The 17,965-nt window shown below is 64.1% G+C and carries 9 protein-coding genes; 3 read left to right on the forward strand and 6 right to left on the reverse strand.

Going from position 1 to position 17,965, the window contains the following annotated elements; translation table 11 throughout:
• Nucleotides 1-510: 510 nt before the first annotated feature.
• Nucleotides 511-2,439 carry a M23 family metallopeptidase gene (locus J2Z17_RS17315; RefSeq protein WP_245224190.1) on the forward strand — a complete coding sequence of 643 codons (1,929 nt, stop codon included), beginning with the start codon at nucleotides 511-513 and terminating at the stop codon, nucleotides 2,437-2,439.
• 120 nt (nucleotides 2,440-2,559) lie between these two features.
• Here J2Z17_RS17315 and clpB read toward each other — a convergent pair whose 3' ends face one another.
• The 6 genes from clpB to J2Z17_RS17345 all read right to left on the reverse strand — a co-directional run bounded on the left by clpB (nucleotide 2,560) and on the right by J2Z17_RS17345 (nucleotide 13,703).
• Nucleotides 2,560-5,163, reverse strand: a complete 2,604-nt coding sequence (gene clpB, locus J2Z17_RS17320; RefSeq protein WP_209946900.1) for an ATP-dependent chaperone ClpB — start codon at nucleotides 5,161-5,163, stop codon at nucleotides 2,560-2,562.
• A 1,655-nt stretch (nucleotides 5,164-6,818) separates the two neighbouring features.
• Nucleotides 6,819-7,604, reverse strand: a complete 786-nt coding sequence (locus J2Z17_RS17325) for a DUF4167 domain-containing protein (RefSeq protein ID WP_209946901.1) — start codon at nucleotides 7,602-7,604, stop codon at nucleotides 6,819-6,821.
• Between the two features lie 342 nt (nucleotides 7,605-7,946).
• Entirely contained in the window at nucleotides 7,947-8,813 is an 867-nt protein-coding gene (prmC, locus tag J2Z17_RS17330) for a peptide chain release factor N(5)-glutamine methyltransferase (protein ID WP_209946902.1), read from the reverse strand.
• Complete coding sequence (gene prfA, locus J2Z17_RS17335; protein ID WP_209946903.1) at nucleotides 8,810-9,889, reverse strand: peptide chain release factor 1; 1,080 nt, start codon at nucleotides 9,887-9,889, stop codon at nucleotides 8,810-8,812. The genes prmC and prfA overlap by 4 nt, the downstream gene beginning before the upstream one ends.
• 22 nt (nucleotides 9,890-9,911) lie before the next feature.
• On the reverse strand, nucleotides 9,912-12,179 hold the full coding sequence (ptsP, locus tag J2Z17_RS17340) for a phosphoenolpyruvate--protein phosphotransferase (protein ID WP_209946904.1): 2,268 nt from the start codon (nucleotides 12,177-12,179) through the stop codon (nucleotides 9,912-9,914).
• 249 nt (nucleotides 12,180-12,428) lie between these two features.
• Nucleotides 12,429-13,703 (reverse strand): aspartate kinase, encoded by a 1,275-nt coding sequence (locus J2Z17_RS17345; RefSeq protein ID WP_209946905.1) that lies wholly within the window; start codon nucleotides 13,701-13,703, stop codon nucleotides 12,429-12,431.
• A 257-nt stretch (nucleotides 13,704-13,960) separates the two neighbouring features.
• Between J2Z17_RS17345 and mprF the strand changes: the two genes are divergently transcribed.
• Both mprF and J2Z17_RS17355 read left to right on the forward strand, forming a co-directional pair.
• Nucleotides 13,961-16,567, forward strand: a complete 2,607-nt coding sequence (gene mprF / locus J2Z17_RS17350) for a bifunctional lysylphosphatidylglycerol flippase/synthetase MprF (RefSeq protein WP_209946906.1) — start codon at nucleotides 13,961-13,963, stop codon at nucleotides 16,565-16,567.
• Nucleotides 16,564-17,928 (forward strand): virulence factor family protein, encoded by a 1,365-nt coding sequence (locus J2Z17_RS17355; RefSeq protein WP_209946907.1) that lies wholly within the window; start codon nucleotides 16,564-16,566, stop codon nucleotides 17,926-17,928. Before mprF ends, J2Z17_RS17355 begins: the two co-directional genes overlap by 4 nt.
• Nucleotides 17,929-17,965: the final 37 nt, after the last annotated feature.

Here is a 17,965-nt window from a genome sequence, read left to right on the forward strand (position 1 = left end):
CTTCACCCAACACCCAACCTCACTTGCGAAGACCAGGCGAACCAGCAAACAGCCAATCCTTGAGTTGCACCAGAACCAAAGCCGTCAGCGCCAGAAGCGCCGCCCCTCTCGTTCGGTGAGGCGGTTTCTAAGCCCATCACTTTTCTAAGTCAACAACACCAGAGGAAAAATATAGAAAAAAGTTCTAAACTGCTGAACTTAAATGTATATTCCGCAATCTCACGATTCGGGGTCACGGCAGGGCGCCGGACGAAGCCCCTTTGGAGGGCGCAGGCAAGGACGCCGCCCGCGCCTCCTACAGAACCTGCACCTCTATATCGGCCCCTATAGAAGGCATGCTGCCCCCTTCCCTTATATTATTCACATTCTCCTGCTCTAGAGGGGGTGCATCGCTTCGCCGAATTGACAGGCTCCCGGCCCTCAGGCAGAAGTTTTGATCTGCCAGCCGGCACGAGAGATGCCGCAAGAAGACCTATAAGGGCGACAGACAGGGTGATAACCGACCGCAAGATGATCAAGTCGCTTGGCGACGACGCACCGATCCTGGCCGATGGCCGTCGGGCGCCGGATCGGCGCGAGATCTCCCTGCGCTGGCTGTCGGGGACCTTCCTGACCGGCGTCACCTCTTGCGCGCTGATGGGCGTTGCCCTGTTTGCCGCACTGGACGGCCGCCAGCAGCTGGCCATTCCGGCGGAGGCCTATGCCCTGGCCAGAGACGATAGCAACCCGGGCGATGACGATGTCACGCGCGGATCGCGGGTCGCGGCCCCCAAGATCGCCGCGCGGGCGGTCGACAAGGTGATCATGGAAGTGCCGACCGTCATCCGCGAGGGGGAGCGCGAGGTCGTGCGCCGGCAGCCGTTTTCCCATGTGAAGATGATGCTGGCCGCGGCCTATTCCGTGCAGGAGCGCTATCCGCCCTTCGACCCGCTGACGATCTTTGCCGCCGGCGACGGGGCCGACGTGCCGGTCGAGCGCGCCGGCGCCATCTATGATTCCGACGTCGAGTCCGAAGTCAGCCTGAAGACCATTCCCTTTCCGACCAGCCATAATGCGCTGCCCTTTGCCGGATCCATGACCTATGACGAGGTCGAGGAGAATGTCCGCTCGAACGGCTCGGTGCTGACCTCCGGCGACACGCAGGTCTCGGCCCTCTATTATATCGACCCGCAGCGCTTTGCCGATGATGACGGCGACATCGACATTACCCCGAACGGTCTGTCGGCGCGGGTGATCGAACAGAACATGAGCGTTTCGACCGCCGAAATGCCCGATCCGACCAAGCCGGAATATGCCGACGACATCATTCCCGTGCGCCGCCCGCAGACGATTTCGGCGGCGATGAGCGCGTCCGGCTATGACAAGGAAGGCGCGACGGATGTCGAGAACGCGCTGAACGAGAAGCTTGGCAGCAAGGACCTGTCGCCCGGCGACGTGCTCCGGATCGGCATCCTGCAGGCCGGCGACATGGCGCAGATCGTGCGCATCAGCCTCTACCGCCATCAGCGGCACATCCTGACGCTGGCGGTCAACGACCGGCACAAGCTGGTGATCGGCGACGAGCCGCCGATGCTCGACGCGATCGCCAGCGCCTTCGACGCGGATACGCCGACCATCAGTGCCAGCCGCGATCTGCCGGATGTCTATGACGGCATCTACCGCGCCGCCCTCTCCTATGGCATGACCAAGGAGATGACCGCCCTGGTGATCAAGCTTCTGGCGGCCAATGTCGACTTCCAGGCATCGCTGAAACCGACCGACACGCTGGAGGCCTTCTTCTCGGTGGCCGGCGAGGACGGCAAGGCGACGCAGGATTCCGAACTGCTCTATGTGCGCGCCCGCTTCGGCGATACGGTCACCACCTTCTATCGCTACCAGAATCCGGACGACAACACGGTCGATTACTTCGACGAGAACGGCAAGAGCATTCGCCAGTTCCTGCTCAGAAGCCCCGTGCCCGGCGCCCGGCTGACGTCCGGCTTCGGCATGCGCCGTCACCCGATCCTCGGCTATGCCCGCATGCACACGGGCACCGACTGGGCCGCGCCGATCGGCACGCCGATCATCTGCTCCGGCGACGGCGTCGTGGAAAAGGCCGGATGGTCGAACGGCTACGGCAATCAGATCATCGTCAAGCATGCCAATGGCTACGAGAGTTCGTACAACCACCAGAGTGCCTTCGCCAAGGGCATCCGCGCCGGGGTCAAGGTGCGCCAGGGCCAGGTGATCGGCTTTGTCGGCTCGACCGGCGGCTCGACCGGTCCGCATCTGCATTACGAGCTGATCGTCAACGGCACCAAGGTCGATGCGATGAAGGTGCGCCTGCCCGGCGGCAAGTCGCTGAAGGGCACGGCCCTTGCCCGTTTCGAGGACGAGCGCAAGCGGATCGACACCCTGCTGCACAAGCAGCCGAGCGATGAAGTCGCCAGCAGCAACTGAGGGCCTTCGGCTCTTCGCCCCCGGCGGTTTCCCACCCGCCCCCTTCGAAAATAATCTCCTGAACGCCGAAAAGCCGCCCCGGATGGGAGCGGCTTCTCGTTTTTTCCAGGCCTTACCGGATCAGGCGGCGGCGCTGACCGTCTGCTTCGTGCGGAACAGCAGCCGGTCGGAACCGGCTTCGACGACGACAGTCGATCCATCCGGGATCGAGCCCGCCAGAATCTGCTCGGCCAGCGGGTCCTGGACATAGCGCTGGATCACCCGCTTCAGCGGACGGGCGCCATAGACCGGATCATATCCCTTGTCGGCCAGCCACTGGCGGGCATCCGCACCGAGCTCGATGGCGATCTTGCGCTCGGCCAGAAGTGCCAGCAGGCCCTTCATCTGGATATCGACGATCGCCCCCATTTCCGTCCGCTGCAGGCGGTGGAAGAGGATGATGTCGTCGACGCGGTTGAGGAATTCCGGCCGGAACGCGACCTTCACCACATCCATGACCTGACCGCGCACGCTGTCGACATCCTCGCCTTCGCCGAGATTGGTCAAGTATTCGGCCCCCAGATTGGAGGTCATGATGATGATCGTGTTCTTGAAATCGACCGTGCGGCCCTGACCATCGGTCAGACGTCCGTCATCGAGCACCTGCAGGAGCACGTTGAAGACATCCGGATGGGCCTTTTCGATCTCGTCGAACAGCACGACCTGATACGGCTTGCGGCGGACGGATTCGGTCAACGCGCCGCCCTCCTCGTAGCCGACATAGCCGGGAGGCGCCCCGATCAGACGGGCGACCGAATGCTTCTCCATGTATTCCGACATGTCGAGGCGGACCATCGCCGTATCGTCATCGAACAGGAAGCGCGCCAAGGCCTTGGTAAGTTCGGTCTTGCCGACGCCCGTCGGTCCGAGGAAGATGAACGAGCCGATCGGCCGGTTCGGATCCTGCAGGCCGGCGCGCGAACGGCGCACCGCACGCGAGACCGCCTGCACGGCATCGCCCTGCCCGACCACCTGGCGTGCGAGATCGTCTTCCATCCTGAGCAGCTTTTCCCGTTCGCCTTCCAGCATCTTGTCGACCGGAATGCCGGTCCAGCGGGAGACGATATGGGCGATGCTGTCGGGGGTCACGACCTCCTGCACCATGGTATCCAGATCGGCGCCGTCCTGGGCCTCGGCTTCGCTCAGCTGCTTCTCGAGCTTTGGAATGACGCCATAGGTCAGCTCACCGGCGCGCTGGAACTCGCCACCGCGCTGGGCGATTGCCAGTTCGTTGCGGGCGTCGTCCAGCTGTTTCTTCAGGTCGGCGGCAAGCCCAAGCTTCTGCTTTTCCGCCTGCCAGCGGGCGGTCAGCGCGTCGGCCTCTTCCTCGAGCGACACGAGTTCGGTCTCGAGCTTCTTCAGCCGGTCGGCCGAGGACGGATCGGTTTCCTTCTTCAAGGCTTCCCGCTCGATCTTCAGCTGGATGACGCGCCGGTCGAGCTCGTCCAGTTCTTCCGGTTTGCTGTCGACCTGCATGCGCAGGCGCGAAGCGGCCTCGTCCATCAGGTCGATGGCCTTGTCCGGCAGGAAGCGGTCGGTGATGTAGCGGTTCGACAAGGTCGCGGCGGCGACGATGGCCGAATCCGAGATCCGCACCTTGTGGTGCTGCTCGTATTTTTCCTTCAGGCCGCGCAGGATCGAGACCGTGTCCTCGACGGTCGGTTCGCTGACCATGACCGGCTGGAAACGCCGGGCAAGGGCCGCATCCTTTTCGACATGTTTGCGGTATTCGTCGAGCGTGGTCGCACCGACGCAGTGCAGTTCGCCACGCGCAAGCGCCGGCTTCAGAAGGTTCGATGCATCCATCGCGCCATCGGCCTTGCCGGCGCCGACCAGCGTGTGCATCTCGTCGATGAACAGGATGATCTCGCCGTTCTCGGACTGCACTTCGTTGAGGACCGCCTTCAGACGCTCTTCGAATTCGCCGCGATATTTCGCCCCGGCAATCAGCGCGCCCATGTCGAGCGCCATCAGCTTCTTGTCCTTCAGGCTCTCGGGCACGTCGCCGTCGACGATGCGCAGTGCCAGGCCCTCGGCGATCGCCGTCTTGCCGACGCCGGGCTCACCGATCAGTACGGGATTGTTCTTGGTGCGGCGCGACAGCACCTGGATCGTGCGGCGAATTTCGTCGTCACGGCCGATCACCGGATCGAGCCGGCCCTGACGGGCTTCTTCGGTCAGGTCGCGGGCATATTTCTTCAACGCGTCGAAACCTTCCTCGGCATTGGCGCTGTCGGCGGTGCGGCCCTTGCGCACGTCGTTGATCACCTGGTTGAGGCCCTGCGCCGTGACGCCGGCCTTTTTCAAGGTTGCGGACGTGGACGCCGATGTCTCGACGGCGAGGGCCAGGAGCAGGCGCTCGACGGTGACGAAGCTGTCACCGGCCTTCTTGGCGGCGTCTTCGGCGGTCGAGAAGACCTTGGCGAGAGGCTGGGAGAGGTAGACCTGCCCGTTGCCGCCCGTCACTTTCGGCAGCTTGGCAAGCACGGCGTCATTGGCAAGGCGAGCCGCCTTGGCGTCGCCGCCGGCGCGCGCAATCAGCGACGCCGCCATGCCCTGGTCGTCGTCGAGCAGCACCTTCAGCACATGTTCGGCAGCGAATTGCTGATGCCCTTCCGACAGGGCATAGGTTTGCGCCGACTGCAGAAACCCGCGGACGCGCTCGGAATATTTGTCGATGTTCATGTCTGTCTCCTATGTCCGTCCCGCCCGCATTCGGCACAGGACGACGAGTTGAGAATGGCTCCCCCGAGAGGCAAGCCCCCAGAACCAGTGGTTCCGTTGCGCTGGATATGGGAGCAAATTTGCCGTGTTTAAAGAGCCTGTTGCGGCAATTTTGATCGATCCGGGGCGCCAAGCGGATGATCTCGATCAAGCCGCTTCGGGTATTGACGGAAGGCCGGGGCCAGCCGCGTGGCGCGGGCAGCGCGACCCTCGTTTTTGCCGTCCCTTGTCTGCGCTGCCGACGGCTTCGGCGTTTCACATTCCGTGCCCTGATCGGGCTGCGCTGCCAGCAAACAGCAAGGTGCCGCCGTCCACCCACGACAAAACCCCGGCCGTGCCAGAGACCCTCCGGTGGATGCTGCCAGTTCTGTTGTCTCCCTTGCGCGAGACGGACGGGGCGCCTTCGGCTGCCGCGTTAAGTAATTAAATAAGACACCCGCAGGCGCCCCGTTCGGTGTTCTTGTGCCGGTGCTGTGCGATCCCTCTGCGCGGATCCGATGCCTTTTCCAGGGACGGTGCTCATCGGGGCGCTACCCCCTTGGGACGTGTCAGGTCCGGCACCGCGAAAGCCGGGAAGAACCCGACAGTCACCGGTCATGTCATGTGTGCCCCACAGGCACGCCCCGCCTGCAGTCAGGCGAGAGGGAGATCCGTCATCACGCGGCCCCTGGCATCGCGGTCCACGTCATCGACCACGCCCCCAGGGCACCGGCCCCACCTCGCCGGCGACGTTCACCGGTGTATCCGAGGGCGGGACGGGTTGAGTGTGGCACGGGGTCGGAGGGTGGGGAAAACGGGGGCGGTTTTTTTGTGGGGGCCGGGTTGGTGGGGTGCGGTTGATGGGAGGCTTGGGGGCAGGTTTTGGCTGCGTGCGGGGAGGAGGAGGCTGTGGCTGGGGGTGGGGACGCCGGCGGGTGATGCGATGGCTTCGGCAAAGGCCAGCATCTTGATCCCACAATGCTTTCGACGATGAACGCCATCAGCCGCGCTGAACGTGAACGGGTGCGGCGTGGTTCTGTCCCGGCTTGCGGTGAAACGATCCCGGCAGCGAGCGGAGAGCGAGGAAAAATCGCTGTCACCGAGATTTTTCGGCTTTGATTTTCCCCGTCGTCGTCGCCTGTGGCATGGCGCCCGCGGCTGGCGCGACATAACCCTCCCCCTTCAGGGGAGGGGAGGAGCAGCGACGGGGTGGGGACTTGGGTTCGGCAAATGCAGAACGATGAGTTGTCTCGAGAGTGCTGCAGCAAAGACCCCTCCCCAGCTCTCCCCACAAGGGGGAGGGAGCGCGTCGGTGGGTGGGGGTGGGGCGCGGATTATTTCTGGGGCGTTTGCCGGTCAAGCCCGAGCGTGCCGAGGGCGGAGGGTGGACGACGTCAGGTATCGGGACGGATCACAGGCAGTACGGCGCATCCCGCCCGAGAAGCTGGCGGCGGCGCTTTAACGCCTGAAGTGCAGGCTCGGTGCGGACCTGTCGGTCCTGCCTGACGGGACAGATAACAAGGCGCTCGCGCGCACCGACCGGCGCGGGGCCCAGCCTCGAGACCGAATGGTCTCAAACGAAAAACCCCCTCCGTCCGATGGACGAAGGGGGCGATCGATCGCGGCGGGTGGCCGGATTATTCGTTGGCGGCCGCAAGGGCCGGAGCCGAACCGCCGCGCGGACGCTTGGCGGGCTTGGCTGCGCTTTCGTCCTTGGCGGCTGCCGGTTCGGCCGGCGCTTCCGGAGCAGATTCCGCTGCGGCAGGGGCGCCATCGGATTCGCCTTCGGCCGAAGCGTTGCGGCGCGGCTGGCGGCGCGGGCGCTGGGCGCTGCGACGACGCGGCTTGCCCTCGTCCTTGCCTTCGCCCTGCGCACCGTCATTGTCGACGGCTGCCGTCACTTCGGCAGGCATGCCCTCAATGTCGGGCTGCGGGCCGCTGCCGGCAATTTCGCTCTGCGCCGGCTGCGCCGGCTGCCGGTTTTCGCGTTGCGGCTGGGGCTGATGCTGCGGCTGATTTTGCGGCTGGGAACGCTGCTGCTGCGGCGCTGCGGCCATCGGCTGATCGTCGAAGTCGCCATCCTCGTCGCGATCGGACGCGTCGTTGCGTTCCTCGCGCTGGTAGCGCTCCTGCATCTGCGCCTGCGCTGCCGCGATGATGCGGTTATAGTGCTCGGCATGCTGCAGGTAGTTTTCTGCGATGACCCGGTCACCGGAACTTTGCGCATCGCGGCCCAGAGCACCATATTTCTCAGCGATATGCTGGGCAGTGCCACGAATTTTTACGTCCGGACCAGAGCTGTCATAGGTGCGGGAAAGCGGATTGACGCCCTTCCGGTTGAAGTTGCCACCGCCGCCGCCGCCGTTGTTGTTATTGTTGTTATTACGCCCGCGACCACGCTTGTTTTGCTGTCCTGGCCTCATTGATCACTCACCTGGATTCTCTTTTCGGGATTTTTTGACATGGCGCTTCGCGGTCCGAATTGTCAGGACCAAGGTTCCGCCTGCCGCGGGCAAACTGCGCCATTGCTTCATGCTGCCGCTGATGAAAGTCAAATAAACTGATCACGCATCGAGTTTGGTTTGCTTCGCAACGCTCGTTGATCGATTGTCGAAATCGAAGTCTAGTCAGACCCGGACGAATCTAAAAATTCGTCGCCTGCTGCCCGGTGCGTGATCGCAACCTATCGCTCTTCCTCCGCAAAACCAAGCATTTTCTTTAAGCCTGTAAAATAACCTGTGCGACTGCAGCATTTTGCCGCTTCGTCAGCGGCTGAACAGCAGAGCCCGGTCGTTTCCGCCGAAATCGCTGCGCGCCTCAATCAGCCGGAAGCCAGCCTCGGCAAACAACGTCTCGACCTGTCGTTTCTGGTCGTATCCGATTTCGACGGCGATCAGACCGTCGGCCTCCAGATATGCATCGGCATGTCCGGCGATCGCGCGATAGGCATCCAGCCCATCCGGACCACCGTCGAGCGCCAGTTTCGGATCGAAGAGCCGCACTTCCGGTGCGAGAGAATCGATCACATTTGCAAGGATATAAGGCGGATTTGAAACAATGATGTCAAATCGGCCATCCACAGCATCGAACCATCGGCTGAGAAGCGGTGTAACGCGGGCCGCTAACCCGAGCCTTGCGGCATTTTCGCCGGCCGTTGCAAGCGCGCCCGGCGACAGGTCGGTGAGCGTCGCCTCGGCCTCGGCCACCTCGTGCAGCAGCGAAAGCCCGATTGCGCCGGTCCCCGTGCCGAGATCGATGAGCCGCACGCGGCCCTTGGCGGCAGCCATCGCGCGCAGATGCGGCAACAGCATGTCGATCAGCGTTTCGGTGTCTGGGCGCGGCTCCAGCGTGTCGGGCGAGAGCGTGAGATCGATGCCGTAGAACGCCCGGCTGCCGAGAATGCGATGGACGGGTTCGCGCGACATCCGACGTTCGATCGCCGAATGGACCCGGTGAACGACCTCGTCGCCGACGGGTTCCTCGCCCGACAGCAGCAGTTCGGCGCGGTTCTTGCCGAGCAGGCCGCAAAGCAGCGTGGTAGCGTCGGTCGCGGGATCATCGAGACCGGCTTCGCGAAAATGATGGCGCGCCCATCGCACCAGCCCGGCCACGGTCTGCGGCGCGGCGCTCATCCCTGCTCGCCGAGCTGGGCCAGCTGGCCCGCCTGATAATCTGCGATCAGCGCATCGACCAGTTCGTCGAGTTCGCCGATCATCACGCGGTCGAGCTTGTAGAGCGTCAGGTTGATGCGGTGATCGGTAACCCGGCCCTGCGGGAAATTATAGGTGCGGATGCGCTCGGAGCGATCGCCGGAACCGACCTGGCTCTTGCGGTCGGCCGACCGCTCGCTGTCGGCCTTCTGGCGTTCCATGTCGTAGAGCCGGGAGCGCAGCACCTGCATCGCCTTGGCGCGATTCTGGTGCTGCGATTTTTCCGAGCTGGTGACGACGACGCCAGTCGGCAGATGGGTGATGCGCACGGCCGAATCCGTCGTGTTGACGTGCTGGCCGCCGGCCCCCGACGAGCGCATGGTGTCGATGCGGATGTCTTCGGGGCGGATCTCGATGTCGATGTCTTCCGCCTCGGGCAGGACGGCAACGGTCGCCGCAGAGGTGTGGATGCGGCCGCTGCCTTCGGTTTCCGGCACGCGCTGGACGCGGTGCACGCCGGATTCGAATTTCAGCTTGGAGAACACGCCGCGCCCGGAGATCGTGGCGATGATTTCCTTGAAGCCGCCGGCCTCGCCTTCGCTTTCCGACAACACCTCGACCTTCCAGCCATGGGCGCTGGCGAAGCGTTCATACATGCGAAACAGATCGCCGCCGAACAGGGCTGCCTCGGAGCCGCCGGTGCCGGCACGGATTTCCAGGATGGCGCTCTTCTCGTCGGCGGCATCCTTCGGCAGAAGCAGGATCTGCATCTGCTTTTCCAGCGCCTCGATCCGCGCCTCGACTTCGGGTCGCTCGGCATCGGCAAGTTCGCGCATCTCGCGATCCGTCGACCGGTCGTCCAGCAGCGTCTCGATATCGGCAAGCTCGGCCACCGATTTCTCGTAGTCGCGGATGGTTTTGACCACCGGCTGCAGCTCGGAATATTCGGATGCCAGCTTCACATAGACGTCGGCAGACGGTCCGGCCGACATGCGGGCCTCGATCTCGCCGAACCGGCGTTCGAGTTCGCGCATCTTTTCAACGGGAAGCTTCGCCACCCTTAAACTCCAGTCCTGATTGTCAAAGGGGGATGCCCTCTTCGTCGGCGAACCGCTTGAGCATCTCGCGCACCGACCCGGTGTCCTTCACATCGTCCAGCGCCGCGTCGAGCATCTGGTGCAGGCGATCGGCGTCGAGCCCGAGCAGCATCGCCTTGACCGGGCCGATGCCGGTGGGCGAGATCGACAGCGAGCGGAAGCCGAGGCCGATCAGCGCCATGGCGGTGAGCGGCTTGCCGCCCATTTCGCCGCAGAGCGTCAGCGCCGTCTTGTTGCGCGCGGCGGCCCGCACGATGTCGCGCAGGATCCTGAGGAAGGGCTTGCCGAGCACGTCGAAGCGGTCGGAAACCCGGGCATTGCCGCGGTCGACGGCCATCATGAACTGGAACAGGTCGTTCGATCCGACGGAGACGAAATCGACCTCCTCCATCAGCTCGTCGAGCTGCCACATCAGGGACGGCACCTCGAGCATGGCGCCGAATTGCAGCTTCTTCGGCAGCACATGGCCGAATTTCGAGAGGTGCTGGACCTCCTTCTGCATCAGCTCCCAGACGGCCCGGAGTTCGGCCACTTCGGTGACCATCGGCACCATCATCTTCAGCTCGGCCCCGGACGCGGCCTTCAGAAGCGCGCGCAGCTGGGTGCGCAGCAGGCCGGGGCGGTCGAGCGAAAGGCGGATCGCCCGCCAGCCCAGCGCCGGGTTTTCCTCTTCCTGGCTGCGGAAATAGGAGACCACCTTGTCGCCGCCGATATCGAGCGTGCGGAAGGTGACGGGCCGGCCGCCGGCCTGGCGCACGACACTGCGATAGAAGGCCTCCTGCTCATCGCCCTTCGGCATCGACGAGGAGATCATGAACTGCAATTCGGTGCGGAACAGGCCGATGCCCTCCGCGCCGGACTCCTCCAGCTGCGGCAGGTCGACCAGCAGGCCGGCATTCATCTGCAGGGTGATGCGCTGGCCGTCCCTGGTCAGCGGCTCGACGTCGCGCAGGGCGCGAAACTGTTCCTGGCGGCGGGCGCGCAGACGCACCTTTTCCTCGTAGGCCTTCTGCAGATCGACCATCGGTCGCAGATGCACCTTGCCGTCGTCGCCGTCGATGATCACCGCGTCGCCGTTTTCGGCCAGCGCCACGGCCCCGGCCGCCTGGCCGACGATCGCGATGCCCATGGCGCGCGCGACGATCACCACATGGCTGGTGACGGCCCCCTCCTCGAGCACCAGGCCGCGCAGGTTGACGCGCGGATAGTCGAGCAGTTCGGCAGCGCCCATGGCCCGGGCGAAGATGATCGCGTCATGCGGAAAATTCTCCGACGCGCTGTTGGGCGAAAAGCCGGTCAGCTGACGCAGCAGCCGGTTGGCCAGATCGTCGAAATCATGCATCCGCTCGCGCAGATAGGGGTCGGTCAGCCGGATCATCCGCGCCTTGGTGTCGCTCTGCACCTTCTCGACCGCCGCTTCCGCCGTCAGGCCGTTGCGGATCGCCTCTTCCATGCGCCGCACCCAGCCCTGGTCATGGGCGAACATGCGGTAGGTCTCGAGCACCTCGCGGTGCTCGCCTTCCATGGAGATCTCGCGGCGCGACAACATGTCGTCGATCGACAGGCGCAGCGAGCCGATCGCTTCGGCCAGCCGGCGGATCTCGGTGTCGCTGTCCTCGTTCAGCAGATTGGTGACGACGATGCGCGGCTCGTGCAGCACCACGTGGCCAAGGCCGATGCCTTCGGAATAGCCGTCGCCGTCGATCGTCACGGGTCGCGTCAGATCGAGCTCGAGGCCGGGCCGGGTAATCTTCTTCAGTTCGCCGGTGGCAATCATTTCGGCAAGCACCATTGCCGTCGTCTCGAGCGCTTCAACTTCATCTTCCCGGTAGTTGCGTTGCGCCTTGTTCTGGACGACGAGCACGCCCAAACTGCGACCTGTGCGCAAAATCGGGACACCGAGGAAGGAGTGGTAAATTTCCTCACCGGTTTCAGGCAGATAGCGGAAGGCGGGATGCGCCTGGGCATCCGAAAGACTGAGCGGCTGGGCCGATGCGGCGATGGTGCCGACAAGACCTTGCCCCATTTTCAGCTGGGCCAGGTGAACGGCGTCGGGGTTGAGACCCTCGGTGGCATAGAGTTCGAGAACGCCATCGGCGCGCAGGACATAGACCGAGCACACCTCCGCCACCATATTGCTGGCGATTTCGCGTACGATGCGATCGAGCCGCTCCTGCGGCTCCAACGCTTCGGCCATCAGCTCCCTTAACCGCTTGAGAAGAACGCGTGGACCTGTGGAAAGGTCTCTCATCGCTCGGTCGCTCCGCTTGTGGCCGGTTTCGACATCTGCACCTCTTTTCAACATCCTCGAGAGCAAATGTCGGAATCTCGAGGGTCACGATTAAGTTCGTGATTCCATTAGAAATTTGAATAATTCCGGCCGCGATTGCAGCGTGCCGCAATCGGGTCTGGAATGTCAAATTCATTCCACCGGTCAGCCGCGCGACAGGCAATCCCGTCGCCCGTCAGCCGGTGGCGGCACGAATCCGCCGGAACGAAATCAAGTCTTATCGAGACCGTAGCAGGAATGCAAAGTCCTGACCGCAAGTTCCGCATAGGGGCCGTCGATCAGGATCGAGATCTTGATCTCGGATGTGGTGATCGCCTTGATGTTGATGCCCTTCTCGGCCAGCGCCTTGAACGCGGTGGCGGCAACGCCTGCATGGCTGCGCATGCCGATGCCGATCACCGACACCTTGACCAGTCCGGTCTCGCTCTGGACGACATCGTAGCCGATCGCATCCTTGCTGCGCGACAGAACGTCCAGCGCCTTTTCCGTATCGCCGGAAGGGACGGTGAAGGTCATGTCGGTCTTCGAGCCGTCCTCGGAAATATTCTGGACGATCATGTCGACATTGATGTGGGATTCGGCGAGCGGTCCGAAGATCGCCGCAGAGACACCCGGCCGGTCGGACAGACGACGCAGCGAGATCTGGGCTTCATCCTTGGCGTAGGCAATACCGGTGACGACTTCCTGTTCCACGATTTCTTCCTCGTCGCAAATCAACGTGCCGGGGGGATTGAGAAAATCGCCCATGCCCGGCGCATCGGGATCCTCGAATGACGACCGTACGAAGGTGCGCACCTTGTGCACCATGGCAAGCTCCACCGAACGGACCTGCAGGACCTTGGCGCCGAGCGAGGCCATTTCGAGCATTTCCTCGAAGGCGATCTTCTTCAGCCGGCGTGCCTTGGGCACGATCCTGGGGTCGGTGGTGTAGACGCCATCGACGTCGGTATAGATATCGCAACGGTCGGCCTTGACGGCGGCGGCGATCGCCACCGCACTGGTGTCGGACCCGCCGCGACCAAGCGTCGCAAGCCGCTTGTCCGGGCCGATGCCCTGGAAGCCGGCGACAACGGCCACCTGGCCCTCGCCCATGCGGCGGACAATGTCGGAGCCGTCGATCTCCTGGATGCGGGCTGCGCCATGGGCATTGTCGGTCTTGATGGCGATCTGCCAACCCTGCCAGGAGCGCGCGTTGACACCGAGCGACTGCAGCGCGATCGCCAGCAGTCCGGATGTCACCTGCTCGCCGGAGGCGACCACGGCATCATATTCGCGCGCGTCGTAGAACGGCGACTTGGCACCGGCAACCTTGGGCATTTCCTGCACCCAGCCGACGAGTTCATTGGTCTTGCCGGACATGGCCGACACGACGACGGCAACCTCGTGGCCGGCATCGACCTCGCGTTTGACGTGCCGGGCGACGTTGTGAATGCGTTCGAGATTGGCGACCGAGGTGCCGCCGAATTTCATCACGATGCGTGCCATGCCTTGACCGTCTGCCCTTGATGCGCCGGCTGCCCGGCGGGATAACTCTGGGCCGTCTTGGATGGCCCGTGGTGGCGCGCTTTTAGCCAATCTTCGGCAGACGCGCAACGCCTTGCCGCGCAACTGCGGTACGCCATCAACACGTAGCGGCCCCTGTAGCTGCGCTCTGCCTTAAATTCGGCGTGAATTCGGCGATCTGCATTGCCGCGACGGCACCCAGTCACATCGCCGCGCCCAAACGAAAGACCCTGAGCATCATGTCGCAAGAAACCTCTGTGGCCATTGCCGAGGACCCCGCCGCAGCCGCGCCGCGTCCGGCCTTCTGGGAACGCTACAGCCGACCACTGACCGCACTCGCCGCCATCCTCGTGTTTTCCCTGCTCGGGATCGCGATCTACAAGCTGACCGAGGAAGTCCGCTACCGCGACGTGATCCACAGCCTTGGCCATACGCACACCTCGTCCATCGCCCTCGCCCTCCTCTTTACCGCGCTGAGTTTCGCGACGCTCTGCCTGTACGACTTCAATGCGCTCGCCTTCATTCGCCGCAAATTGCCGCGCTCCGAGGTGCTGCTGACCGCATTCAGCGCCTATGCCGTCGGCAATGTCGCGGGCTTCGGCGCCCTGTCGGGTGGGGCGATCCGCTACCGGGCCTATACCCGCGCCGGCCTCAGGCCGGAAGAGATCGCCAAGGTCATCGCCTTTGTCACCCTCTCCTTCTCGCTCGGGCTGGTGCTGATCACCGCGCTGCTGCTGCTGCCGCTGTCACCGGAGATCGGCGACATCATCGGCATCTCGCCGCGCTGGCTGCAGGCCTTTTCGCTGGCAACGCTGGTGCTTGCGGCCACGGCTGCCATTCTGGGACGCGGCCGCGGGCTGCGGCTCGGTCGCTTCACCCTGCGACTGGCCGACACCAAGACCCTGTCGCGCCAGTTCCTCGTCACGGTGCTCGATCTGGCGTTCTCGGCCTCGGTTCTCTACGCCCTGCTGCCAGGCGGCACCGATATCAGCTGGCCGGCCTTTTTCGCCATCTACACGGTGGCGATCGGTATCGGCGTGATCAGTCATGTTCCGGCCGGCCTCGGCGTGTTCGACGCGGTGATGGTCGCGGCCCTTGGCGACACCGCCGGCACCGAAGGCGTGCTCGCGGCCCTCGTCGCCTATCGCCTGATCTATTACGCCTTCCCCCTGACGATCGCGATCATCCTGGTGACGCTGGCGGAGCTGCACCGTTTCGCGACCGGCGCCCTGCCGGCCACGTTTTTCGGCATCGCGGCCCGGATCGCGCCGCCGCTGATCGGGACGCTCGCCTTCCTGCTCGGCGCCATGCTGGTCTTTTCCGGCGTGACACCGACGCCGCGCGACAATCTGGAACTGCTGCAGACGATCCTGCCCTTGCCGATCCTCGAAGGCGCGCATTTCCTCGCAAGCGTGCTCGGTGTGCTGCTGGTGATTGCCGCAAGGGGCCTGACCCAGCGGCTCGACGGCGCCTGGTGGGTGAGCCTGGCAACGGCCGCGCTGGCACTGGTGCTGTCGCTGCTGAAATCGCTGGCCGTGGTCGAGGCAACCTTGCTCGGCCTCTTCCTGCTCAGCCTGTTTTCCAGCCGCAAGCTGTTCCGGCGGCCGGCTTCGCTGTTTCGCCAGACGCTGACCTCGTCCTGGCTGATGGCAATTGCGGTTCTGTGCCTTGCCGCCGTGCTGCTGCTGCTCTTCATCTACCGCGACCTCGACTACAGCCAGGAACTCTGGTGGCAGTTCGAGTTCAAGGCCAATGCGCCGCGTTCGCTGCGCGCGATGATGGGGATCGGCGTGATGGCCTCGGCGGTCGCCCTGTTCAGCCTGTTGCGTCCGGCCTCCCTGCCACTGCCCGGCTTCGACGACCAGGCCGGCGCCGATGCGGCGCGCATTGCCATGGAGCAGGATGTCGCCGACGCCAACCTGGTGCGCACCGGCGACAAGTCGGTGCTGCTTGCGCCCGAAGGCGACGCCTTTGTCATGTACGGACGGCATGGCCGCTCCTGCATCGCCTTCCTCGATCCGGTCGGCGACGCGCGTGCCGGCAACGAACTGGTCTGGACCTTCGTCGAGGCCGCCCGTGCCGCCGGCTGTCGCGCGGTGTTCTACCAGGTCTCCCCTGCCCTGCTGCCGGCCATCGCCGACACGGGCCTGCAGGCCTACAAGCTGGGCGAAACGGCGATCGTCGACCTTGCCCATTTCGACCTGAAGGGCGGCAGATGGGCCAATCTTCGCCAGACGGCGGCCAGGGCCGAGCGCGACGGGCTGAGCTTCGAGTTGCTGGCAGCCGACTGCGTGCCGGACGTGCTGGATGCGCTGCGCGAGGTCTCCGACGCCTGGCTGAGAGAACACCGCGCCCGCGAGAAGGGCTTCTCGCTCGGCGCCTTTTCCGACGCCTATCTCAGGCAGCAGCCGGTCGCCGTGCTGCGCTTCGAGGGCCGGATCGTCGCCTTTGCCAATGTGCTCCTGACCGAGACGAAGCAGGAGGCCTCCGTCGACCTGATGCGGTTTGCCCCCGACGCGCCGAAAGGGGCGATGGACTATCTGTTCGTCAGCCTGCTCACGCGGCTGCGCGCGGACGGGCATCGTACGTTCAACCTCGGCATGGCGCCGCTTGCCGGCCTGTCGCGCCGCGAGATTTCCCCGGTTTGGGACCGCATCGCCAATACTTTTTATGAACACGGCGAACGTTTCTACAACTTCAAGGGCCTTCGTGCGTTCAAGTCAAAGTTTCATCCGGAATGGCAGCCTCGCTACCTGGCGGTGGCAGGCGGCATCAATCCCGTACTCGCACTCATCGATGCGACGCTGCTGATCGGCGGCGGACTGAAAGGCGTAGTGAAGAAATGAAGAACCTTCTCACCCCCATCATTCTCGGCGCCAGCCTGATGGCGATGACCGTGAAGGCCGAGGCGCAAACCCCGGCCCCGACCGTGGATGCCGGCATGATCCCCTCGCCCACCATCCTGATGCCCGACGGCGCCCCCAAGGGTTTCGTCGTGCTGCTCTCGGACAAGGACGGCTGGCAGGACGAGGAGCAGAGCGAGGCCGAGCGCCTGCAAAAGGCAGGTTCAATCGTGCTCGGGATCGATACGCCGAACTACCTGAAGGCGCTGTCGAAGGATGACGGCGACTGCATCTACACCGTCTCCGACATCGAGGATGTCAGCCACCAGCTGCAGCGGCAGGCGGGAGCCACCAGCTATATCGAGCCGGTGGTCGCCGGCCGTGGCGCAGGCGGCGCGCTGGCGCTTGCCATCCTGTCGCAGACGCCGGCTGCGACCTTCGACCAAACGCTGGTGGTCGATCCGGAAGCGGGCATTCCGCTGCTCAACGAATTCTGCACGCCAGCGGAAAAGACCATCGTCAACCAGCGCATGCTCTACGGCCTGACCGATGGCGACCTGCCGGATCCGCTGACGGCGGTCTTTACCCCGTCCGCCGACAAGGATGGCCGCGCCCATGTGGTCACGCTCACCGGCTCGCATCCCGATATCGATATCAGCGATACCAAGGACGATGCGCGGACCGCCTTCGACGACGAGATCGACGCGATGATTGTCGGCGAGGACGACAGCGACTCGCCGCTGGGCCTACCGCTGTCGGTGCTCGACGCCACCCCGCAGGACGACATCATGGCGGTGATCCTGTCGGGCGACGGGGGCTGGCGCGATATCGACAGCGAGATCGGCGACACGCTGCAGAAGCGCGGCGTGCCGGTGGTCGGCCTCGATTCGCTGCATTATTTCTGGCAAAAACGCACGGCCGAGGAGACGGCAAAGGACCTCGCCCGGATCATCAGCACCTACCAGAAACGCTGGCATGTGCACCATGTCGTGCTGATCGGCTATTCCTTCGGTGCCGACGTGCTGCCGGCCAGCTACAACCGGTTGCCGGAAAAGCTGCAGGCCTCGGTGGCGCAGATGTCGCTGCTGGCCCTGTCGCACCAGATCGACTACGAGGTTTCGGTCACCGGCTGGCTCGGCGCCGGCGACAAGGGAGAAGGCGATCCGCTCGACGACATCAAGTCGATCAAGCCGTCGCTGATCCAGTGCATCTATGGCACCGACGACGACGAGGACGCCTGCCGTGACCTGAAGGCCAAGGGCGTCGAGACTATCGAGATCGATGGCGGCCATCACTTCGACGGCGATTATGAGGGACTGGCCGGCCGCATCCTTTCGGCGGCCAAGAAGCGCATCGACGGGTAATTGTCCGCGCGCAGCAGAGGCTCCCAACGCAAAAAAG

It is taken from the genome of Heterorhizobium halophytocola (assembly GCF_017873095.1).
Lineage (GTDB): Bacteria > Pseudomonadota > Alphaproteobacteria > Rhizobiales > Rhizobiaceae > Allorhizobium > Allorhizobium halophytocola.

Excerpts from the sequence above, each read along its gene's own strand:
- J2Z17_RS17345 (WP_209946905.1), bottom strand. The coding sequence starts at position 13,703 with ATGGCACGCATCGTGATGAAATTCGGCGGCACCTCGGTCGCCAATCTC.
- J2Z17_RS17325 (WP_209946901.1), bottom strand. The coding sequence starts at position 7,604 with ATGAGGCCAGGACAGCAAAACAAGCGTGGTCGCGGGCGTAATAACAAC.
- clpB (WP_209946900.1), bottom strand. The coding sequence starts at position 5,163 with ATGAACATCGACAAATATTCCGAGCGCGTCCGCGGGTTTCTGCAGTCG.
- prmC (WP_209946902.1), bottom strand. The coding sequence starts at position 8,813 with ATGAGCGCCGCGCCGCAGACCGTGGCCGGGCTGGTGCGATGGGCGCGC.
- J2Z17_RS17355 (WP_209946907.1), top strand. The coding sequence starts at position 16,564 with ATGAAGAACCTTCTCACCCCCATCATTCTCGGCGCCAGCCTGATGGCG.
- ptsP (WP_209946904.1), bottom strand. The coding sequence starts at position 12,179 with ATGAGAGACCTTTCCACAGGTCCACGCGTTCTTCTCAAGCGGTTAAGG.
- J2Z17_RS17315 (WP_245224190.1), top strand. The coding sequence starts at position 511 with ATGATCAAGTCGCTTGGCGACGACGCACCGATCCTGGCCGATGGCCGT.
- mprF (WP_209946906.1), top strand. The coding sequence starts at position 13,961 with ATGTCGCAAGAAACCTCTGTGGCCATTGCCGAGGACCCCGCCGCAGCC.